Origin of the sequence: Sanguibacter sp. HDW7 (genome assembly GCF_011300875.1) — a bacterium.
In the GTDB taxonomy this organism is placed as follows: Bacteria; Actinomycetota; Actinomycetes; order Actinomycetales; family Cellulomonadaceae; genus Flavimobilis.
Window position 1 is genome coordinate 1950627 of record NZ_CP049862.1, and the last position, 21745, is coordinate 1972371.

Genomic DNA, 21745 nt, shown 5'->3' on the forward strand with positions numbered 1-21745 from the left:
ACCGCACCGCCGAGGACCGGCCCGGCCCCTCCCGCACCTGCGGGGGCGGGCTCCCGAGGAGATGAAGAGGTTTCTGGTGGCATCGCACGACGAGACGCGCCCGCTCATCAACGGCCTGCTGAGCCAGGTCCCCGACTTCGACCCTGCCGAGACGGCTGAGTGGGTCGAGGCGCTGGACGGGCTCATCGACGACCGGGGCGGCCCGCGCGCACGCTACGTCCTGCTCAACCTGCTCAAGAGGGCACGGGAGCGCAACGTCGCGATCCCGACGTCCTTCACGACGCCGTACGTCAACTCGATCGGCGTCCACGAGGAGCCGTACTTCCCGGGTGACGAGGCCATGGAGCGCCGCTACCGCTCGTGGATCCGCTGGAACGCCGCCGTCATGGTGACGCGCGCCCAGCGCCCCGGCATCGGGGTCGGCGGCCACATCTCGTCGTACGCGTCCGTCGCGACGCTCTACGAGGTCGGCCTCAACCACTTCTTCCGTGGCAAGGACCACCCGGGCGGCGGTGACCAGGTCTACTTCCAGGGTCACGCCTCCCCCGGCGTCTACGCCCGTGGCCTCCTCGAGGGTCGCCTCACGGAGAACCAGCTCGACGGCTTCCGCCAGGAGCACTCGCACGAGGGCGGCGGCCTGCCGTCGTACCCGCACCCGCGCCTCGCGCCCGAGCTCTGGGAGTTCCCGACGGTCTCGATGGGCCTCGGCCCGTCGTCCGCGATCTACCAGGCGTGGACGAACCGCTACCTCCACGAGCGCGGCATCAAGGACACCTCGCAGCAGGACGTCTGGGCGTTCCTCGGCGACGGCGAGATGGACGAGCCCGAGTCGCGCGGCATGCTCCAGCTCGCGGCGCAGCAGCAGCTCGACAACCTCACGTTCGTCGTCAACTGCAACCTGCAGCGCCTCGACGGCCCGGTCCGCGGCAACGGCAAGATCATCCAGGAGCTCGAGGCGCAGTTCCGCGGCGCCGGCTGGAACGTCATCAAGGTCATCTGGGGCCGCGAGTGGGACGTCCTGCTCAACGCCGACAAGGACCGCGCGCTCGTCAACCTCATGAACCAGACGCTCGACGGCGACTACCAGACGTTCCGTGCGAACGACGGTGCGTACATCCGTGAGCACTTCTTCGGTCGCGACCCGCGCACCAAGGCGCTCGTCGAGAACATGACCGACGACGAGATCTGGGCCCTCAAGCGCGGCGGCCACGACTACCGCAAGATCTTCGCGGCCTACGCCGCGGCGCGTGCCCACACGGGCCAGCCGACGGTCATCCTCGCGCACACCGTCAAGGGCTACGGCCTCGGCTCGGGCTTCGCGGCGCGCAACTCGACGCACCAGATGAAGAAGCTCAAGAACGCCGAGCTCAAGACGCTGCGCGACACGCTGCACATCCCGATCACGGACGAGCAGATCGACGCCGTCGAGTACATGCCGCCGTACTACAGCCCGGGCGCCGACGACCCCACGATCCAGTACATGCTCGAGCGCCGCCGCGCGCTCGGCGGGTTCGTCCCCGAGCGTCGCACCAAGCACACGGAGCTCACGCTCCCGGGCGACAAGGCCTACGAGCTGCTCGCCAAGGGCTCGGGCCAGCAGGAGGTCGCCACGACGATGGCGCTCGTGCGTCTCTTCAAGGACCTCGTGCGCGACAAGGAGTTCGGACACCGCATCGTCCCGATCATCCCGGACGAGGCGCGGACCTTCGGTCTCGACTCGATCTTCCCGAGCGCAAAGATCTTCAACACGCTCGGCCAGAACTACACGCCGGTCGACGCCGAGCTCATGCTCTCCTACCGCGAGTCCGAGTCCGGCCAGATCATGCACACGGGCATCAACGAGGCCGGCTCCGCGTCCGCCTTCCAGGCCGTCGGCACGTCGTACGCGACGCACGGCGAGCCGCTCGTGCCGTTCTACTTCTACTACTCGATGTTCGGGTTCCAGCGGACGGGCGACCAGTTCTGGGCGGCCGGCGACCAGCTGACGCGAGGCTTCCTCATCGGTGCGACCGCAGGCCGCACGACCCTCACGGGCGAGGGCCTCCAGCACGCCGACGGCCACTCGCCGCTCCTCGCGGGCACGATGTCGCACATGGTCCACTACGACCCCGCGTACGGCTACGAGATCCGCCACATCGTGCGCGACGGACTCGAGCGCATGTACGGCCAGGACAACGGTGGCCGCGACCGCGACGTCATCTACTACCTCACGGTCTACAACGAGCCGATGCGTCAGCCGGCCGAGCCCGCGGACGTGGACGTCGACGGCATCCTCAAGGGCATCCACCGCATCCACCGTGCCGAGGGCGAGGGCCCGCGCGCCCAGATCCTCGCGTCGGGCGTCGGTGTCCTCTGGGCCCTCGAGGCCGCCGAGATCCTCGCGGCGGACTGGGGCGTCCAGGCCGACGTGTGGTCCGTGACGAGCTGGCTCGAGCTGCGCCGCGACGGCCTCGCCGCCGACGAGCACAACTTCCTCCACCCGGGCGAGGAGCGTCGTACGGCGTACCTCACCGAGAAGCTCGCGGGTGCCGAGGGTCCGTTCGTCGCGACGAGTGACTACGACAAGCTCGTGCAGGACCAGGTCCGCGCCTGGGTCCCGGGCGAGTACCACGTGCTCGGTGCGGACGGCTTCGGCTTCTCCGACACGCGCGCCGCGGCCCGCCGCTACTTCAAGATCGACGGGCCCTCGACGGCCGTCCGCGTCCTGCAGGCCCTCGCGGTCCGCGGCGACGTCGCCGCCGAGGCCCCCGCCCAGGCGATCGAGAAGTACCGGATCCACGACGTCACCGCCGGCACGTCCGGCTCGGTGGGCGGCGACTCCTGAGTCCCGTCCCCCGCTGACACGACAGGAGCCCCGCACCGAGAGGTGCGGGGCTCCTGTCGTTCGTGCGTGCGAGGCGCGTACGCGCGGCTCAGGCCTGCGTGTGGTCCGCGGCCGCGTCGAGCGCTGCGCGGAGCTCGCCGCGCAGCTCCGCGACCTTCTTCTGGTCAGGATGAAGGTCGATCGCCGAGAGGTGCCGCTCGGCCTCGTCAGGACGCCCGGCCTCGAGCGCGGAGAGCACGAGGTGCCGCCCGACCTCAGGGTCGTGCTCACGGGCGCGCCAATGGCCCGTGCCGAGCGACAGCGCCTCGGCAGGGCGCCCGGCGTCCCGCAGGACGCCGAGGCCGTGCGCGAGCGCATGCCCCTCGGGGTCACGCTCGTGCGCGTTGACGAGCCGGCGCACGGCCTGCTCATGGTCCTCTCCGACGGACAGCCGTGCGAGCTCGACGAGCGGGTACCAGGCGCGCGGGTGCCCCGCGAGCTCCTCGGCGAGCGACCACACTGCGAGGTCGCCGCGGCGGGCGCGCTCCTGCTCGGCGGTCTCGGCGTCGTCCGCGGGGGTCAGCGGGTCCTCCGCGGGGTGCGGCCCGTCGGCCCGACGGCGGACGAGGTCGGCGAGCGCGCGGAACGCCTCGACGTCGTTGGGGTCCTCGGCGAGCCGGGCCCGCAGCGTGTCTTCCCGTGCCTCGTCCCCTGCCGGAGTCGCGCTCGTGGGGCGTCGCGCCCCGACTCGCGAGACGGGGTCCGGTCGCTGGAAGATCTTGCGGAACTTCGGGAAGAGAGCCATGACTTGACCATATCTTCTTCAAGCACTGGTGTCCCGGGCAGATCTGCCCCATCTCGCGGTGCGACCCACCCCCTCCCGGTTTTGTCGCTACCCCACAACGTGCGCCGTATGCTCGCCCCATGACCCCTCCGCTCGTGACACCCGCCGCCCTCGCCGACGACGAGAACCTGCGTCGTGTCCGCGAGGGCTCGGGCATGCTCACGAAGGCCGCTCTCGCGCAGCTCGACGCCGAGCTCTCGTGGTACCGCGACCTGCAGGCCGACGACCGCTCGTGGATCGGCGTCGTCGTGAGCTCCGCGGTCTCCGCGTTCATCGAGTGGTACACCGACCCGTCGAACGCGCCGGGCGTCGGCGAGATCTTCTCCGCCGCCCCGCCCGAGCTCACCCAGGCCATCTCGCTGCAGCAGACGCTCCAGCTCGTGCGTCTCGCGGTCGAGGTGGTCGAGGCCCACTCCGACCGCCTCGCCGTCCCCGGCCAGGAGCGCGACCTGCGCGAGGCCGTCCTGCGCTACTCGCGCGAGGTCGCGTTCTCGGCCGCGGAGGTCTATGCGCGCGCCGCCGAGATGCGCGGCGCGTGGGACGCTCGCCTCGAGGCGCTCACCGTCGACGCGCTCATGCGCGGCGAGAACGACGATGCCGTGCGCTCGCGCGTCGCCGCGCTCGGCTGGTCCGGTGCGGCGAACGTCCTCGTCATGGTCGGCACCACGACGACGCGGCTCGACGAGGTGCGTGCGGCCGAGCTGCGCCGCGCGACCCGCCGGCTCGTCGACGACGCGCTCGTCGGCATCCAGTCCGACCGGGTCGTCCTCGTCCTCGGCGGCGGCGACAACCTCCTCGAGGCCGCCCGCTCGCTCGTCGCGCGCTTCGGCCCCGGACCCGTCGTCATCGGGCCCGTCGTCGGCTCGATCTCCGAGGCCGGGCGCAGCGCGGCCGCAGCACTCGCAGCCCTCGCGGCGGCGCCCGCGTGGCCGCAGGCCCCGCGCCCCGTCCACGCCGACGACCTCCTGCCCGAGCGGGTCCTCGTGGGCGACCGCCTCGCACGCCGCACCCTCGTCGAGACCGCGTACGCGCCGCTCAGCGCGAGCACGGGCTCCGTGCTCGAGACCCTCTCCGCGTACCTCGGCACGGGACGCTCCCTCGAGGCCGCTGCGCGCTCGCTCTACGTCCACCCCAACACCGTGCGCTACCGCCTGCGGAAGGTCGCCGAGCTCACGGGGTGGGACCCGCTCGACGCCCGGGAGTCGTTCGTCCTCCAGGTCGCGCTCGCGCTCGGCGAGCTCGAACGCCACGAGATCCCCCGCCTCCCCTAGGTCTTGTAGGTTTCTCACAATGTCCCCTCGCACACTTCGTGCGCGTCGTCACGGGTCGCTCGACCCCCTGAACAGGCAAGGTTGACGGGTGATCGCAGTACTGTGCCCCGGCCAGGGCTCCCAGACCCCCGGCATGTTCTCCCCGTGGCTCGAGATCGACGGTGTGCGTGCGCGCCTCGACGAGCTCGGGACCGCCGCCGACCTCGACCTCGTCGCCCACGGCACGCTGTCCGACGCCGACACGATCCGGGACACGGCCGTCGCCCAGCCCCTCATCGTCGCCGCGTCGCTCGTCGCGCTCCGCGAGGTCCTCGGCGACCGCGCCGCCGCCGGGACGGTCGACGTCACGGCAGGCCACTCGGTCGGCGAGCTCTCCGCCGCGGCCGTCGCGGGCGTCCTCACCGACGCCGGCGCCGTCGGCCTCGTCGCCCGCCGCGCCCGGGCCATGGCCGTCGCCGCGGCCGCCGAGGCGACCGGCATGAGCGCCATCCTCGGCGGAGATCCCGACGAGGTCCTCGCCTCGATCGAGGCCGCCGGCCTCTTCCCCGCGAACGTCAACGGAGGCGGCCAGGTCGTCGCCGCCGGCTCGCTCGAAGGGCTCGCCCGCCTCGCCGAGCAGCCGCCGACGCGCGCCCGCGTCATGCCGCTCAAGGTCGCCGGCGCGTTCCACACGCCCTTCATGGAGTCCGCACGGGCCGAGTTCGCGCCCGTCGCCGCCGCGTGGGACGCGTCCGACCCGACGCTCCCCCTCGTCTCCAACCTCGACGGCGCCGCCTACCTCGGCGGCGCGCACGGCCACGGCACCTCCGCCCAGGTCCTCGACCACCTCGGCCGTCAGGTCGTCGCCCCGGTCCGGTGGGACCTCTGCCAGGAGACCTTCGCCGCGCTCGGCGTCACCGCGATCCTCGAGCTCGCGCCCGGCGGCGTCCTCACCGGTCTTGCCAAGCGCGTCCTCAAGGGCGTCGAGCTCGTCGCCGTCAAGACCCCCGACGACCTCGACGCGGCGCGCGACCTGCTCGCCCGACACTCCGGCACCACCGCCCCGACCGAGGAGAACCTCGCGTGACCACGCAGCTCGTCCAGGCCACCGGCCCCCAGTTCTCCCGCGTCCTCGCCATCGGCGGCGTCCGCGGCGAGAACGTCGTGACGAACGACGACATCGCCGGCCCCATCGACTCCTCCGACGAGTGGATCCGCCAGCGCACCGGCATCGTCACGCGCATGCGTGCCGGCGCGGGCACCGACGTCCTCGACCTCGCCGAGGGCGCCGCGCGCGACACCCTCGCGAAGGCCGGGCTCACGGGCGCGGACATCGACGTCGTCATCCTCTCGACCGTCACGTACTTCGCCCAGACGCCCGCGGGTGCCGCGATCGTCGCCGACCGCATCGGCGCCAACCCCGCCGCGGCCTACGACATCTCGGCCGCGTGCGCCGGCTACGCGTACGGCATCGGCCAGGCCGACGCCCTCGTCCGCTCGGGCGCCGCCCGCCACGTCCTCGTCATCGGCGCCGAGAAGATGAGCGACTTCATCGACCCGACCGACCGCTCCATCTCGTTCCTCCTCGGCGACGGCGGCGGCGCCGCGATCGTCGGCCCCTCCGACTTCCCCGGCATCGGCCCGACGGTCTGGGGCTCGGACGGCTCCAAGGCCGACGCGATCCGCCAGACCCTCCCGTGGAACGAGTCCGCGGGCGTCGAGGGCGCCGAGTGGCCGACGCTCCGCCAGGACGGGCCCTCGGTGTTCAAGTGGGCCGCCTTCCAGATGGGCCCCGTCACGCTCAAGGCCGTCGAGGCCGCTGGCCTCACGCCGGCCGACATCGACGTCTTCGTCCCCCACCAGGCGAACATGCGCATCATCGACCAGATGATCAAGCAGCTCGGCCTGCGCGAGGACGTCGTCGTCGGCCGAGACATCGCCGACACCGGCAACACGTCGGCCGCGTCGATCCCGCTCGCGACCGAGCGCCTCGTGCGCGAGGGCGCCGCGAAGAGCGGCGACGTCCTCCTCCAGATCGGCTTCGGCGCCGGCCTCGTCTACGCGGCCCAGGTCATCGTCGTCCCGTAGCCTCACCCCTTCCGGCGCCGCACGCGGCGACGGGCAGCAGCACCCTCACCACCCCACCGCCGCACGCGGCGACCAACCGAAGGAGCAACCCATGGCTTACACCGAGAACGAGGTCCTCGCCGGGCTCGCCGAGATCGTCGCCGAGGAGACCGGCCTCCCGGCCGACACCGTCACCTCCGAGAAGTCCTTCACGGACGACCTCGACATCGACTCGCTGTCGATGATGACGATCGTCACGCACGCCGAGGACAAGTTCGGCGTCACCATCCCCGACGACGACGTCAAGAACCTCGCGACCGTCGGCGACGCCGTCTCGTTCATCACGAACGCCCAGGCCTGAGCCGCCCGCGTCCCGGGCCGTCCGCGGCCCGGGACCGGCGCCCAGCCACCCCTGCACGACCCCAGCCTTCCTGAGGAGACCACCATGACCACCCCTCGCGACGTCGTCGTCACCGGCCTCGGCGCCACCACCCCTCTGGGTGGGGACGTGGCCTCCACCTGGCGCGCCGCCCTCGCGGGCGAATCCGGCGCCCGGACCTTCGACAACGACTGGTCCGTCACGTACGGCATCCCCGTCGAGTTCGGCGCGACCATCAAGGTCGCCCCCGACGAGGTACTCCCCCGTCCCGAGATCAAGCGCATGGACCCCTCGACGCAGTACGCGATGATCGCAGCGCGCGAGGCGTGGGCCGACGCCGGCTCCCCCGAGGTCGACGGCGACCGTCTCGGCACCGTCGTGTCCTCGGGCATCGGCGGCATCTGGACGACGCTCGACGCGTGGGACACCCTGCGCGAGAAGGGCGCCCGCCGCGTCCTGCCCATGACCGTCCCCATGCTCATGCCGAACTCCGCGACCGCCTTCGTCTCGCTCGAGCTCGGGGCGCGCGCCGGTGCGCACGCGCTCGTCTCGGCGTGCGCGTCGGGCGCCGAGGCCATCGGCTACGGCCTCGAGATGATCCGCACGGGCCGCGCCGACATCGTCGTGTGCGGCGGCACCGAGGCGACGATCCACCCCATGCCGATCGCCGCCTTCGCCGCATCGCGCACGCTCTCGCTGCGCAACGACGACCCCGCGGGCGCCTCGCGCCCCTACGACACCGCGCGCGACGGCTTCGTCATCGGCGAGGGCTCGGGCATCGTCGTCCTCGAGGCCGCCGAGCACGCTGCGGCCCGCGGCGCCCGCGTCTACGCGAAGATCGCTGGCGTCGGGCTCACGGCCGACGGCTACCACATCACGTCCCCCGAGCCGACGGGCGACGGCCAGCGTCGCGCCATGGCGGCGGCCCTCGCCGAGTCGGGCGTCACCGCGAAGGACGTCGTCCACGTCAACGCGCACGCGACGTCGACCGTCGTCGGCGACCTCATCGAGGCCCGCTCGATCCGCGGCGTCCTCGGCGACGACGCCGACCACGTCGCGCTCTCCGCGACGAAGTCGATGACCGGGCACCTGCTCGGAGGCGCCGGCGCCCTCGAGACGATCTTCACGGTGCTCGCGCTCCACGAGCGTCAGGCCCCGCCGACGATCAACGTCACGGACCCCGACCCCGAGCTCGTCCTCGACCTCGTCCGCGACACGCCGCGCGCGCTGCCGCAGGGCGACGTCGCCGCGATCAACAACTCGTTCGGGTTCGGCGGTCACAACGTCGCGCTCGTCGTGACGAACGCCTGACGCTTACGCGTGCGAGCTGCGCACGCGTAGTCTGCTCGCTGCAGGGCGGCGCTCCCCGGGGGAGCGCCGCCCTGCAGCGTTGGTGCGCACTCCGATGGTTCGCGCTCCCCGATGGATAGCGGATCCGTACACGTCATGCGTTCCGATCCGCTATCGAGCGCACCGCGCCCGCGGTGGATAGCTGATCAGCGCGGACGAAGTGGTCCGATCGGCTATCGAGCCACTTCTCCGAACACGGATTGGCGCCGTCCGACCATCGAACGGTCGGAAAGCGTCAGTCCGTCGTGCTGGGGAGTCGCTGGATAGTGGATCCGTACGTGTCATGCGTCCCGATCCGCTATCGAGCGCACCACGCCCATGGTGAATAGCCGATCCGTGCAGATGAAGTGGTCCGATCGGCTATCGAGCCACTGCGACGGCCACGGAGTGACGGTTTCCGACCATCGAACGGTCGGACAGCGTCAATCCGTCGGGACGGGGTTCGGCAGGAAGAGCGAGTGCGCGCGTGGTGACGACCCTTGTGCGCGCTCGCTCCCCGTGACGGGGTCAGCCTGGGTCCGCAGCCGGCGGCGGGCTGGTCAGCCGACCCGGTGGAGCCAGCGGACCGGGGCACCTGCTCCGGCGTAGCGGAACGTCTCGAGCTCGTCGTCCCACGCCTGGCCGAGCGCGAGCGAGAGCTCGGTGCGCATGCGCACCGGGTCGTCGGCGTGCTCGAGGGCCGCGCGCACGCGGTCCTCAGGGACGACGACGTTGCCGTGGACGTCGGTCGCCGCGTGGAAGATCCCGAGCTCGGGGGTGTGGCTCCAGCGGGAGCCGTCGGTGCCGCGGCTCGCCTCCTCGGTCACCTCATAGCGCAGGTGGGCCCAGCCGCGCAGCGCGGACGCGAGGCGGGCGCCCGTGCCGGGCTCGCCCTGCCAGGACAGCTCCGCGCGCAGCATGCCGGGCGCGACGGGCTGGTCGATCCAGTCGAGGGAGACGCGCACGCCGAGGACGTTCTCGGTGGCCCACTCCAGGTGCGAGCACAACGCACGGGGCGAAGAGTGCACGAAAAGTACACCGCGGGTCGACGAACCAGCCATGGTTGGCCTCCTTGTGTCTCGAGGGTCGTCTTCCCCAACGTCCTGCGAGATCACGAAGACCGGCGGTCCTGCACGGTGCAACAGGACCATCATGCCCCAGAAGGGCGGTCCCTGGCGAGAGGGGGACGCCACCGACCTCCGGCGGCGTCCCTGCCCGGACTCAGAGCTGCTCGCGCAGCGCGCGCATCGCCTTCTTGCGCACCGACTTCTCAAGCCTGTCGAGGTAGAGGTACCCGTCGAGGTGGTCGACCTCGTGCTGGAGGCAGCGCGCCATGAGCTCCTCCCCCTCGACGACGACCAGGTTGCCGTCGAGGTCGATGCCCTCGACCTTCGCGTACCAGGCGCGACGGGTCGAGAACCACAGGCCCGGAACCGAGAGGCAGCCCTCGTCGCCGTCCTGGTACTCGTCCTCCGAGAGGTCGACGATGCGCGGGTTGAGCACGTAGCCGATCTCGTCGTCGATGTTCCACGAGAACGCGCGAAGGCTCACGCCGATCTGGTTCGCGGCCAGGCCTGCACGACCCTCGTCGTCAACCGTCTCGACAAGGTCTGCGACGAGCTGGCGCACCCGGTCGTCGACCTGCGTGATCGGCTCGCAGGGCGTGCGCAGGACGGGGTCGGGCAGGACGCGGATGTCTCTCATGGCCATGGCTCGATTGTTTCATGGGACGGGCGCCGTCCGGGAACGCGTCCGGACTCCTGTGACGGGACGCGCCCGTGCCCCGGTGCGGCAGCGTGCCGCACCGGGGCCGCCTGGGGCGCCGGGGGTCGCCCTAGCCCTTGACCGCGCCGCCCAGGCCCGCGCCCCGGAGGAAGACGCGCTGGAAGACGAGGAACAGCACGACGGGGAAGACCGTCGCGATCGCGAGCGCCGCGAGGAAGACACCCTTGTCGGTCGACGCCTCGAGCGCGGGCAGCCGCACCGAGAGCGGCTGGAGCTCGGGGCGGGACAGGACCAGCATCGGCCAGAGGAAGTCCTTCCACGACGCGATGACGGCGAAGACCGACACGACGCCGACGATCGGCCTGCTCATCGGCAGGACGATGCTCCGCAGCAGCCGGAAGGGTCCGGCCCCGTCGACACGTGCAGCCTCGAAGATCTCCCGTGGGAGCGAGTCGAAGAACCGCGCGACGATGACGACGTTGAACGCGCTCGCCCCTGCCGGCAGCCACACGGCCCAGAACGTGTCGACGAGCGAGGTCCCGAGGAGCGGCGGGTTGAGCACCGTGAGGTACAGCGGCACGAGGAGCACCACACCGGGCACGAACAGCGTCGCGAGGACCGCCGAGTGGAGGTAGCGGGACCAGCGGGGCCGCAGCACCGAGATGACGTACGCCCCCGTGACGGCGACGATGATCTGCACGAGCCACGACCCCAGCGCGACGTACACGGTGTTGAGGAAGTACAGGGAGATGTGGACGTCGTTCCACGCGCGGTCGAGGTTCTCCCACGCGACCCCGTTCGGGAAGAACGCGAGCGGCGTGCGCAGGATGTCCTGGGTCGGCGTCACCGCGAACTTCGCGAGCAGCAGGAGCGGGCCGAGGCACCACACGACGAGGATGACGAGCAGCGCCGTGTGCAGGGTCCGCCAGGTGAGGCGGACGAGAGGTCGGCGCCGGTCCGCGTCCGAGAGGACGCCACGTTCCTCGGGCTCGGGAGCTCGCCGGGCACGGCCGCGGCGCGGCGGCTCGGCGGCCGCGGGCGCGACCGGGGCGGAGACGGGCAACGCGGTGCGGGTCGTCGTCATGTCACTTGCTCCAGCGCTCGGTGAGACGGAAATAGATGAGGGAGACGATCCCGAGGAACACCGCGAGCATGAGCGAGAGCGCGGTCGCCTCGCCGTACTGCGCCCCGAGCGAGTTGCCGAACGCGTAGCGGAAGACGAGCAGGAGGATCGAGACCGTCGCGTTGTTCGGCCCACCACCCGTGAAGAGGTACGGCTCGAGGAACACCTGGGCGGTCCCGATGATCTGGAGGATGAACGTGATGAGCAGGATGCCCCGCAGCTGGGGCATCGTCACGTGCCAGATCTTGCGCCACACCGAGGCGCCGTCGACCTCGGCCGCGTCGTACAGCTCCGAGGGCACGCCCGTGAGCGCGGCGAGATAGATGATGACGGTGCCTCCCGCGGCCGCCCACGTCGCCTGGAGGACGAGCGCCGGCATGACGAGTCCCGGGTCGGAGAGCCACGCGACCGGCTCGACGCCGAACCAGCCGAGGATCGTGTTGAACACCCCGAACTTCGTCGGGTTGTAGAAGAGTTTCCACAGCATGACCGCGACGACCGGCGGCACGACGACCGGCAGGTAGGCGAGCACCGTGAAGACGCCGCGCATCCGACGGACCTCACGCATGAGGACCGCCGCCACGAGCGGCACGGGGTAGCCGAACAGCAGGGCGAGGAACGCGAAGTACACCGTGTTGCGGACCGCGATCGGCAGGACCGGGTCGGCGAGGACGTTGCGGAAGTTCTCGAGCCCGACGAACGTCGACTGCCCGACGAAGTTCGTCTCCTGGAAGCTCATGAGGACGGCGCGGCCGATGGGGAACCACGAGAAGACCCCGAAGATGAGCAGGAGCGGGAGGGCGAGGACGAGGGCGCTCAGCCCTCCCCCGCGCACCCACGTGAGCGGGCTGCGGCGGTGCGGCCTCACCAGGGACGTGTCGGCGCTCTCCGCGACGGGTGCGGGTGCGGTCATCGGTCGACCTTTCGTCGGGGACCTGCAGGGACGGGTCCCGGGCGGCGCATGCGCGCCGCCCGGGACCGTGACGGCGGGTGGCTCAGCTCTCGACGCCGTCGTCGATGAGCTTCTGCGCCTGGGTGTTGGCCTTCGCGAGGAGGGCGTCGACGTCAGCGTTCTTGTCCGTGAGGACCGCCTGGACGATCGGGAAGAGCAGACCGTACGTCGGCTGGGTCGAACGGCTCGGCTCGCCGACGAGCGGCTGGTCGAACATGACGTTCGTGTACGCCGACACGTGGTCGAGCGGCACGTTGATGTACTCCTTGATCCAGCCCATCGACGTCTCGTACTCCGCCTTCGAGAAGATCGGGAGCACGGGGGTGCCGACGGCCTGGCCGGCGTCGAACCGGGACTTCGCGTTGGCGACCGCGGCGTCCTGGTCGAGCTGCGGCTCGAGGTACCAGTGGTAGATCCACTTGACCGCAGCGTCCTTCTCAGCGTCCGTCGCGTCGGTGCGGACGGCCGCGTACGTGCCGCCCGTGAGCGCCCCGGCGTTCGCACCCTCGGTCGGGACCGGCGCGAGGCCGTAACCGAAGTCCTTCGTCACGCCGTTGTTCTCGACGAGCGCGTTGTAGATGTCGGAGCCCGACGTGTACATCGCGATCTGCCCCGCGGCGAACGCCGCGTTGATCTCGCCCCAGCCGAGCTCGGTGCCCGGGTAGATCGAGCCGTCCTCCCAGCGCAGCGCCTTGAGCCACTCGAGGTGCGCCTTGACCGCCGGGTCGGTGAGCGTCGCGGTGTACGTGTCGCCCGACGACGTCTGGACGCGGCCTCCGCGCGAGTACGCCGCGGCCGTGAGCTGCCAGCCGCCGGCGTTGTCGAGCGCCATCATGCCATAGCCCGGCACGCTGGTCTTCTCGGTGATCGTCTTCGCCGCAGCCCGGATCTCGTCCCACGTCGTCGGCGGCTTGTCGGGGTCGAGCCCCGCCTGCGTGAAGAGGTCACGGTTGTAGTGGAGCGTCACCGAGTAGAAGGACTTCGCGGGGATCGCGTAGATCTGACCGTCGGCGCCCTTGCCTGCGTCGATCGCGGCCGTCGAGAACTTGTCCTTGATGCCGAGGGCCGCGACCTGCGCGTCGAGGTTCGCGAGCTGGCCGTTCTCGATGAGCGTCTTGCCGTCCGTGAGGGGGATCTCGAAGACGGTCGGGAGGGTGCCGCCGGCGAGCTGCGTCGTGAAGGTCGACGCGAGCCACTGGTACTCGCGGGTCTCGACCTTGATGTTCGAGTACTTCGCCTCGAACGCCTTGACCCGCTCTTCGAGCTGGTCGACGGCCTCCTTCTTGGAGCCGGGCAGCAGGCCTGCGACCGAGATGGTCACCTGCTCGGCACCGGCGGTGGTGCCGGTCGAGCCGCCCGGCGTCGTCGACGCGCCCGGCGCCGGGGTGTCCGTGCCGCAGGCCGCCAGCAGCCCGAGCGTCAGCACGCCGGCCGTGGCCAGCGCGGTGGTGCGGTTGAGCCTCATCGTCACTCCTTCGTGGTCGACCCGGGACGGGTCGTCGAGGTGGGCTGGCTCGTGCGGAGCCACGCCGCGGAGTCCGTCGGGAGGACGCGGTCGACGATCGCCTCGGAGCTGAGGAGGACGTCGGCGTCCGGGAGCGCGACGGGGTCGCTCCCGAGGTTGACGACGCAGAGCACGTCGTCGCGGCGGAACGCGAGCACGTCCGCGCCGAGGTCGAGCCAGTCGAGCGCGCCGTGCGCGAGCCCGGGCTCTGACCGGCGCAGCGCGATCGCGCGCCGGTACAGGTGGAGGGTCGAGGCAGGGTTGCGTTCCTGCGTCTCGACCGTGAACGCCGACCATGTGGCCGGCTGCGGGAGCCACGGCGTCGACCCTGCCGGGCCGAATCCGAAGGGCGGGACCGTGCCGGACCATGGGAGAGGCACGCGGCAGCCGTCGCGGCCCGGGTCGACGCCGCCCGAGCGGGCGTGCATCGGGTCCTGGATGCGTGACGGCGGCAGCTCGACCTCCGGGAGACCGAGCTCGTCGCCCTGGTAGACGTAGAGCGCGCCGGGGAGCGCGGCCGTGAGCAGCGCTGCTGCGCGCGCTCGTCTGACCCCGAGGGCGAGGTCGCTCGGCGTGCCGAAGCGCTTGGCACGGAAGGCGAACGACGAGTCTGCGCGACCGTAGCGGGTCGCGGGCCGCGTGATGTCGTGGTTGGACAGGACCCACGTCGCGGGCGCGTCGGTCGTCGCGTGGGCGGCGAGCGTCGCGGTGATCGACTCGCGCATCGAGCCCGCGTCCCACGGGCGGGTCATGAAGTCGAAGTTGAACGCTGTGTGCATCTCGTCGGGCCGCAGGTAGCGCACGAACCGCTCGGTGTCGGGCAGCCACACCTCGCCGACGAGCACGCGCGGCTCGTCGTAGGCGTCGGCGACGGCGCGCCAGGCGCGGTACACGTCGTGGAGCTCGTCGCGGTCGACGTAGGGGTGCTCCCCCGGCGTGACGTCGGCAGGGACCGTCGCCGGGAACGTGTCGTCCTTGACGAGGAGCGCGGCCGAGTCGATGCGGATGCCTGCGACCCCGCGGTCGAACCAGAACCGCAGCACGGCCTCGTGCTCGGCGCGGACGTCGGGGTGGTTCCAGTTGAGGTCGGGCTGCTCGGGCGTGAAGAGGTGGAGGTACCACTCGCCGGGCGTGCCGTCGGGGTTCGTCGTCCGGGTCCACGTCGGGCCCTGGAACTCCCCCGTCCAGGCCGTCGGACGGACGGAGCCGTCGTGGCCGAGGCCCGGGCGGAACCAGAAGCGTTCGCGGGCGGGGTCGCCCGGGGCTGCGGCGAGCGCCTCGCGGAACCACGGGTGCTCGTCGGAGACGTGGTTGGGGACGACGTCGACGATCGTACGGATGCCGGCCTCGCGCGCCTCGCGGATGAAGGCCTCGGCGTCCTCGAGCGTCCCGAAGCGGGGGTCGACCGCGCGGTAGTCGGCGATGTCGTAGCCGCCGTCGGCGAGGGGCGAGCGGTAGAAGGGGGTGAACCAGACTGCGTCGACGCCGAGGTCGCGGAGGTACGGGATGCGGGCTCGCGCTCCCGCGAGGTCTCCCGTGCCGTCGCCGTCGCCGTCGGCGAAGCTCCGGGGGTAGATCTCGTAGATGACCGCGTGGCGCCACCAGGGTGCGGTGATCGCGACGTTCGTCACGTCGTCCACGGTTGCTCCTCGTCGTCGGGGATGCGGGCTTCTCCCGCTCCCCTAACGTAAGAGAACGACAGGACCCGCGCAAGAACTCGACAAGACGTTTATCGAAACGAGACATCCCATGGATTTCTGTCGCTGCGTCGCCGAGGCCGCCCCGCAGAGCACGACGACGGCGGCCCCCGAAGGGACCGCCGTCGTCGACGCACCAGCGCCCACCTGCGACGCAGCTCTCGGCCCGCACCAGCGGGCACCACGCTCAGCCCGCCGCAGGCCGCGCCGGCGCCGTCGACCGCCGCACGACGAGCTCGGGCTCGAAGAGCAGCTCGTCGCTCGCGACGTCCTGCCCCGCGATGAGCTGCGTGAGGAGTCCGACCGCGGCCCGCCCCATCGGCTCGATCGGCTGCCTCACCGTCGTGAGCGCCGGATCCGTCGAGTTCATGAGCGCGGAGTCGTCGAAGCCCACGACCGAGACGTCCTCCGGGACCGACCGTCCCGAGCGCCGCACCGCACGGATCGCGCCGAGCGCGAGCGGGTCCGACGCGCACAGGACCGCCGTCACCCCGCGCGCGAGCAGACGCGCGACCGTCGCCTGGCCCGACTCGAGCGAGTAGTCCGACCGCACGACGTCAGCCTCGGCGAGCTCGATGCCGTGGCGCTCCGCGAGGATGAGGGCCGCCGCGAGCTTGCGCTCCGACGGGATGTGGTCGGCCGGCCCGAGCAGCAGGCCGATCCTCTCGTGACCGAGCGAGACGACGTGCTCGAACGCCTGCGTCATCGCGACGAGGTCGTCGCACGACACCGTCGGGACCTCGAGGTCCTCGACCGAGGCGCTCATGAGGACGAGCGGCAGCCCCAGGTCGACGAGCCGGTGGTAGTGCGCGTGGTCCGCGCGACGCTCGGTGTACTGGCCGCCCGTGAAGATCACGCCCGACACCTGCTGCCCGAGGAGCAGGTCCATGTACTCGGCCTCCGAGACGCCGCCCGCCGAGCGCGTGCACAGCACCGGCGTGAAGCCGTTCTGCGCGAGCGCCCCGCCGATGACCTCGGCGAGCGCCGGGAAGATCGGGTTCGAGAGCTCCGGCAGGACCAGGCCGACGAGCCGGTTGCGCTCGCCCCGCAGCTTCGTCGGCCGCTCGTAGCCCATGACGTCGAGCGCCGTGAGCACCGCATCCCTCGTCGCCTGCGACACCCCCGGCTTGTCGTTGAGCACACGGCTCACCGTGGCCTCGGAGACCCCGACCTTCTTCGCCACCTCGGCGAGACGCTTCGACATGGCCACACCCTACTCAGCCGAGACCGCACACCCGGACGAGGAGCACTCCGGCTCCCGCACAGGCCCACGAGACGAGGGAGCCGACGAGGAACTCCTCGGCCTTGGTGCCGCGCGCCCGGTCCGCGGAGATCTCCGGGAAGCGCACGACGCCCTTGGCCGCGAGGACGGCGGCGATGACGGGGAACGCGCCCGCGAGAGCGAGCACGAGGACGAGGACCCTCTCGAGCGGACCGATGTACCGGCCGCCGCGCATGACAGGACCCGGCACGGGCTGCGCCTCCACGGCGCTGACGGAGGCGAGGTCACGGCCACGCACCGTGAGACGCCACCCTGTCGGGCGGCGGAAGGCCTGCAGCGGGGCGGCATCGCCGTCTGGCAGCGCGGCGGCATCGCCGTCCGGCAGGCGCCGGGCGCGCGCGAGAGCCGCGCGCGTCACGATGTTCGCGGTCCGCGTGAGCCCGACGAGCACGACCACGACGGCGAGCGCGACCGCGACCGGGACGCCCTCGCGGCCCGGGACGGTCCGCGCCCACGCGTCGACGAGCGGCCCCGCGGGCACGGGCCCGGGGACGAGCGCGGCGACGACGAGGACCGCGGCGAGCGCCGCGGCGGGCCACGCGCGGGGCGGAGCCGCCGGCACCCCGTCGTCCACGGAACCCGCGTGCGGCATGAGCGTCGCCCAGGCGCCCGCGACGAGCGCCCCGACGACGACGGTGACGACGTGCGCGCCGAGCCCGACGACGAGCGTGACGCCGACCGCGGCGACGGCGAGCGCGACGAGCAGGGCGAGGGCCCGTCGGGGGAGGCGCGCGCCGCGCGCGACGTCGGCCGTGACGACGAGCGCGAGGACGACTGCCGCTGTCACCGGACCGCCTCCTCGAGGAGCGCGAGCGCCCCGACGAGCGCCGTGCCGCCCGAGCGGCGCAGCCCCTGGGAGACGGCGGGCTGCGTGACGTCGTGCAGGGCCGCGACCTGGGCCTGGGTGCGGCCGAGCGCGGACGCGCCGACGTAGGAGCGCTGGGAGGGGGTCATGCCGTCGATCATCCTGTCCGTGACGAGAAGCTGCGCGTCGACGAGGGCGACCGAGTCGTCGGCGCCTCCCGAGGTGGCCCCGTCGAGGTACCACGTGCGCACCCACGGCGACTCCTTGCGGTCGGCGCGACGGTGGGCCTCGTCGATCGCGTCGCGTGCGGACCACCAGGCGGAGCCGTCCTTGATCGCAGGCCCGTCGCCGTCCTGCGCGACGTCGCGGGTCTCACCGCGGCCGATGCCGACGCGGACGTCGATCCCGTCCGGCAGGAGGAGGCGGGCGACGGTCGCGGTCCACACGGCGGCGGGCAGCGTGGCGGCAAGTGCCTGGAACTCGTCGCCGACGGTCGCCCAGAGGGGCGTCTCGAGCGGGACGACGTCGTGGGCGCGGGCGAAGGCGTCGAGCACGTCGGTCTGAGCCGCTGCGCGGTCGGCGAGGTCGCGCGAGCGGACGATGTCGACGATGAGGGCGTACCGCGGACTACTCATGACTCAACTATAAGCATAACGCTTATAGTTTGCTAGGTATAACGTCGTCGCCGGGCTCGAAGCGGTAGCCCATCCCCGGGCTCGTCAGCAGGTGCCGCGGCGCCGCCGGATCCTCCTCGAGCTTGCGCCGCAGCTGCGCGACGTACACCCGCAGGTAGTGCGTGTCCCGCACGGCCGACGGCCCCCACACCTCCCGAAGCAGCTGCTCACGCCCCACGACCCGACCACGGTGCCGCACGAGCAGCTCGAGCAGCCCCCACTCCGTCGGGCTCAGCCGCACCTCCTCCCCGGCACGCACGACCGTGCGGCGCGCGAGGTCGATCGTCAGCGCCCCCGCGACGACGACAGCCGCCTCGACGTCCTCGGGGCGGTCCGCCCGCCTCACCGCCGCCCGCAGCCGCGCCATGAGCTCGGGCAGCGCGAACGGCTTCGTCACGTAGTCGTCCGCACCCGCGTCGAGCGCGTCGACCTTGTCCTCGCCGAGCTGCCGCGCCGAGAGCACGAGGATCGGCACCCGGCTCCACCCCCGCACCGCCGCGATGACGTCGGTCCCCGGCATGTCCGGCAGGCCCAGGTCGAGCAGCACGACGTCGGGCGCCGAGACGGCCGCCGCGTCGATCCCCTCGGTCCCCGTCGCCGACGTGACGACCTCCCAGCCGTGCGCACGCAGCGCGATCGCCATGGCGCGCAGCAGCCCCGGGTCGTCGTCGACGACGAGCACACGGTTGCCGCTCATCGCTCCCCCTCCTCCTCGCCGTCCCGGACGGCACGCGGCACGACGACGACGGCCGTCAGGCCTCCGCCCGGGGTGTCCTCGACGACGATCGTCGCACCCATCGCCCGAGCCAGGCCGTCGGCGACCGCCAGCCCGAGCCCGATGCCCGAGCCCGTCGCCTGCCCGAGCCGTTCGAAGGGCTGGAACATCCGCGCCTTCGCCACGTCGTCGACCCCCGGACCACGGTCCACGATCCGCACCTCGACGACGCTCTGCACCGCCGACGTCCCCACGAGCACGGGCTCGCCCGCGCCGTAGCGCACAGCGTTCGCGACGAGGTTCTCGACGACCCGCTCGAGCAGCGCCGCGTCCGTCCGGACGAACGGCAGGTCCTCGGGCAGGTCGAGCGTGACGAGCCCCAGGTACGGCTCGACCGCGAGCGGCACGACCTCGTCGAGCGACACCTCGCGCAGCGCGGGGGCGACCGCCCCCGCCTGCAGCCGCGAGAGATCGAGCAGGTCGTCGATGAGCCGACCGAGCCGGTCCGTCGACGCCGACGCGGTCTCGAGCAGCACCGCACGGTCGTCGTCGTCGAGCCCCGGCCCGCCGAGGCCGTCGAGCGCGGTCCGCATCGCCGCCAGAGGCGTCCGAAGATCGTGCGAGACGGCCGCCAGCAGCGCCGAGCGCGCCGCGTCGGACCGCTCCGCGACCGCAGCGCGCGCAGCCTCCTCACGCAGCCGACGATGCTCGACGACGATGCCCGCCTGCGCGGCGAACGCGTCGAGCACGCGACGGTCGCCCGCGGGCAGGGGCCGCCCGTCGAGCACGAGCCGACGCTCGTCGTCGACCTCGACGACCGTCGTCGTGCCCTCCGGGACCCCGTCGCGCGACGCCGAGGCGAGCACGCGCCAGCCATCGCCCGCACGCTCCGCAAGCTCAACGCGCGCAAGCCCGAACGTCTCGGCGAGCCGCTCGACGACCGCCTCCGACGTGTCCTGACCCGCGAGGACCGACCGCGACAGGCCCGCGAGCGCCGACGCCTCCGCACGCGCCCGGAAGGCCTGCGCCGAGCGCCGGGCCGCATGGTCGACGACGAGCGCGACAGCCCCCGAGATGACGACGAACACCCCGAGCGCGAGAAGGTTCTCGGGCTCGGCGACCGTGAGCCGTCCGCGCGGCGCGACGAAGAACCAGTTGAGGCACAGGAACGAGACGATCGCTGCCGCGAGCGCAGGTCCGAGCCCGCCGAGGAGCGCCGCGCCCACGGACGTCGCGAGGAACAGCAGGACCTGGGTCGTGAGCTCCGCGCCGACGACGCCGTGGAACCCCCACGTGAGCAGCGCGGGCATGACGAGCGCGAACCCCCACCCCCACAGCCGGCGCGGACGCGACAACGGGCTCGCGCCGCGCCGGACACCGCGCCGCGCGCGCGCCTGGTCGTGTGTGACGAGGTGGACGTCGATCGAGCCCGCGAGCCGCGCGACCTCGCTCGCGGTCGAGCCGAGCAGCGCCTCGCGCACGCGCGAGCGGCGGGAGACGCCGACGACGACCATCGTCGCGTTGACACCCTGGGCGAGGTCGACGACGGCGTGCGCGACGTCCTCGCCGACGACCGAGTGGAGGGTGCCGCCGAGACGTTCGACGAGGGCGCGCTCGGCCGCGATGACGTCGGCCGTCGCGCTCGGCAGGCCGTCCGTCGCGAGGACGTGGACGGCGTGCAGCTCGGCACCTGCCGCACGCGCCGCGATGCGGGCGGCGCGACGCAGGAGCGTCTCGCTCTCGGGTCCCCCGGTCACGGCGACGACGACGCGCTCGCGCGCCGGCCACGTCTCGGCGATCTCATGCTCGGCGCGGTAGCGGACGAGGGCGTCGTCGACGCGGTCGGCGAGCCACAGGAGGGCAAGCTCGCGCAGCGCGGTGAGGTTGCCCTCCCGGAAGTAGGAGGCGAGCGACGCGTCGATCTGCTCGGCGCGGTAGACGTTGCCGTGCGCGAGACGGCGCCGCAGCGCCTGAGGCGTGAGGTCGACGAGCTGGACCTGCGCGGCGTCCCGCACGACCTGGTCGGGGACGGTCTCGCGCTGGCGCACGCCCGTGATCTGCTCGACGTCGTCGCCGAGCGACTCGAGGTGCTGGACGTTGACGGTCGCGAGGACGTCGATGCCGGCGGCGAGGATCTCAGCGACGTCCTGCCAGCGCCACGCGTTGCGGCTGCCGGGCGCGTTGGAGTGCGCGAGCTCGTCGATGCAGACGACCTGGGGCCGTCGGGCGACGACCGCGTCGACGTCGAGCTCGCCGAGCTCGACGCCCCGGTGCACCACGCGCAGACGCGGGACCTCGGGCAGCCCGCGGACGCGGACGGCGGTCTCGGCGCGGCCGTGCGTCTCGACGAGCGCGACGACGACGTCCGTGCCGCGCGCGAGCCGGCGGCGGGCGTCGTCGAGCATCTCGCAGGTCTTGCCGACGCCCGGGGCGGCCCCGAGGTACACGGTGAGCCTGCCGCGCGGCCCGGGCTCCTGCCCCGGCTCGGAGGCCGGGGCAGGCGTGGGTGCCGGGGCCGGCGGCGGAGCGCCCGCGAGCACGGGGTCAGGCTCGTCGGCGGGTCCTGCCCCGGGTGACGGCATCGAGGTCATGGTCA

Annotated in this window: 18 protein-coding genes; 6 read left to right on the forward strand and 12 right to left on the reverse strand. The window is 72.5% G+C overall.

Going from position 1 to position 21745, the window contains the following annotated elements; all coding sequences use genetic code 11:
• The first annotated feature begins 76 nt into the window (after positions 1-76).
• The gene (gene aceE, locus G7063_RS09070; RefSeq protein WP_166414111.1) at positions 77-2824 is read left to right on the forward strand and encodes a pyruvate dehydrogenase (acetyl-transferring), homodimeric type; all 2748 of its coding nucleotides are present in this window, start codon (positions 77-79) and stop codon (positions 2822-2824) included.
• A gap of 88 nt (positions 2825-2912) precedes the next feature.
• On the opposite strand, the gene G7063_RS09075 is transcribed toward aceE, so the two are convergent.
• Positions 2913-3608 carry a hypothetical protein gene (locus G7063_RS09075; protein ID WP_166414112.1) on the reverse strand — a complete coding sequence of 232 codons (696 nt, stop codon included), beginning with the start codon at positions 3606-3608 and terminating at the stop codon, positions 2913-2915.
• Between the two features lie 119 nt (positions 3609-3727).
• On the opposite strand from G7063_RS09075, the gene G7063_RS09080 reads away from it, so the two are divergent.
• The 5 genes from G7063_RS09080 to G7063_RS09100 all read left to right on the forward strand — a co-directional run bounded on the left by G7063_RS09080 (position 3728) and on the right by G7063_RS09100 (position 8654).
• A complete protein-coding gene (locus tag G7063_RS09080) occupies positions 3728-4918 on the forward strand; it encodes a CdaR family transcriptional regulator (protein ID WP_166414113.1) in 1191 nt (396 codons plus the stop codon).
• Positions 4919-5006: 88 nt separating this feature from the next.
• The gene (locus G7063_RS09085; RefSeq protein WP_166414114.1) at positions 5007-5984 is read left to right on the forward strand and encodes an ACP S-malonyltransferase; all 978 of its coding nucleotides are present in this window, start codon (positions 5007-5009) and stop codon (positions 5982-5984) included.
• Positions 5981-6985, forward strand: coding sequence for a beta-ketoacyl-ACP synthase III (locus G7063_RS09090; RefSeq protein WP_166414115.1), 1005 nt, complete (start codon positions 5981-5983; stop codon positions 6983-6985). The genes G7063_RS09085 and G7063_RS09090 overlap by 4 nt, the downstream gene beginning before the upstream one ends.
• Before the next feature lie 91 nt (positions 6986-7076).
• Positions 7077-7325: an acyl carrier protein gene (locus G7063_RS09095; protein ID WP_102508315.1), complete on the forward strand. Its 249-nt coding sequence runs from the start codon at positions 7077-7079 to the stop codon at positions 7323-7325.
• A gap of 84 nt (positions 7326-7409) precedes the next feature.
• Positions 7410-8654 carry a beta-ketoacyl synthase gene (locus tag G7063_RS09100; RefSeq protein WP_166414116.1) on the forward strand — a complete coding sequence of 415 codons (1245 nt, stop codon included), beginning with the start codon at positions 7410-7412 and terminating at the stop codon, positions 8652-8654.
• Positions 8655-9232: 578 nt separating this feature from the next.
• On the opposite strand, the gene G7063_RS09105 is transcribed toward G7063_RS09100, so the two are convergent.
• From G7063_RS09105 to G7063_RS09155, 11 genes are all read right to left on the reverse strand, one after another.
• Positions 9233-9733 carry a DUF3145 domain-containing protein gene (locus tag G7063_RS09105; protein WP_166414117.1) on the reverse strand — a complete coding sequence of 167 codons (501 nt, stop codon included), beginning with the start codon at positions 9731-9733 and terminating at the stop codon, positions 9233-9235.
• A 160-nt stretch (positions 9734-9893) separates the two neighbouring features.
• Positions 9894-10382 carry a peptide deformylase gene (gene def / locus G7063_RS09110; protein WP_166414118.1) on the reverse strand — a complete coding sequence of 163 codons (489 nt, stop codon included), beginning with the start codon at positions 10380-10382 and terminating at the stop codon, positions 9894-9896.
• A gap of 124 nt (positions 10383-10506) precedes the next feature.
• Positions 10507-11481: a carbohydrate ABC transporter permease gene (locus G7063_RS09115; RefSeq protein WP_166414119.1), complete on the reverse strand. Its 975-nt coding sequence runs from the start codon at positions 11479-11481 to the stop codon at positions 10507-10509.
• 1 nt (position 11482) lies between these two features.
• A complete protein-coding gene (locus tag G7063_RS09120) occupies positions 11483-12433 on the reverse strand; it encodes a carbohydrate ABC transporter permease (RefSeq protein ID WP_206188129.1) in 951 nt (316 codons plus the stop codon).
• 82 nt (positions 12434-12515) lie between these two features.
• Positions 12516-13937, reverse strand: coding sequence for an ABC transporter substrate-binding protein (locus G7063_RS09125; RefSeq protein WP_166414120.1), 1422 nt, complete (start codon positions 13935-13937; stop codon positions 12516-12518).
• A gap of 2 nt (positions 13938-13939) precedes the next feature.
• Positions 13940-15616 carry a glycoside hydrolase family 13 protein gene (locus G7063_RS09130; protein ID WP_166414121.1) on the reverse strand — a complete coding sequence of 559 codons (1677 nt, stop codon included), beginning with the start codon at positions 15614-15616 and terminating at the stop codon, positions 13940-13942.
• A 244-nt stretch (positions 15617-15860) separates the two neighbouring features.
• The gene (locus tag G7063_RS09135; protein ID WP_166414122.1) at positions 15861-16877 is read right to left on the reverse strand and encodes a LacI family DNA-binding transcriptional regulator; all 1017 of its coding nucleotides are present in this window, start codon (positions 16875-16877) and stop codon (positions 15861-15863) included.
• A gap of 13 nt (positions 16878-16890) precedes the next feature.
• Positions 16891-17742, reverse strand: coding sequence for a hypothetical protein (locus tag G7063_RS09140; RefSeq protein ID WP_166414123.1), 852 nt, complete (start codon positions 17740-17742; stop codon positions 16891-16893).
• Entirely contained in the window at positions 17739-18395 is a 657-nt protein-coding gene (locus G7063_RS09145; protein ID WP_166414124.1) for a SatD family protein, read from the reverse strand. Before G7063_RS09145 ends, G7063_RS09140 begins: the two co-directional genes overlap by 4 nt.
• A 22-nt stretch (positions 18396-18417) precedes the next feature.
• Positions 18418-19131, reverse strand: coding sequence for a winged helix-turn-helix domain-containing protein (locus G7063_RS09150; RefSeq protein WP_166414125.1), 714 nt, complete (start codon positions 19129-19131; stop codon positions 18418-18420).
• Positions 19128-21740, reverse strand: a complete 2613-nt coding sequence (locus tag G7063_RS09155; protein ID WP_240916017.1) for a DUF4118 domain-containing protein — start codon at positions 21738-21740, stop codon at positions 19128-19130. Before G7063_RS09155 ends, G7063_RS09150 begins: the two co-directional genes overlap by 4 nt.
• Between the last annotated feature and the right edge of the window lie 5 nt (positions 21741-21745).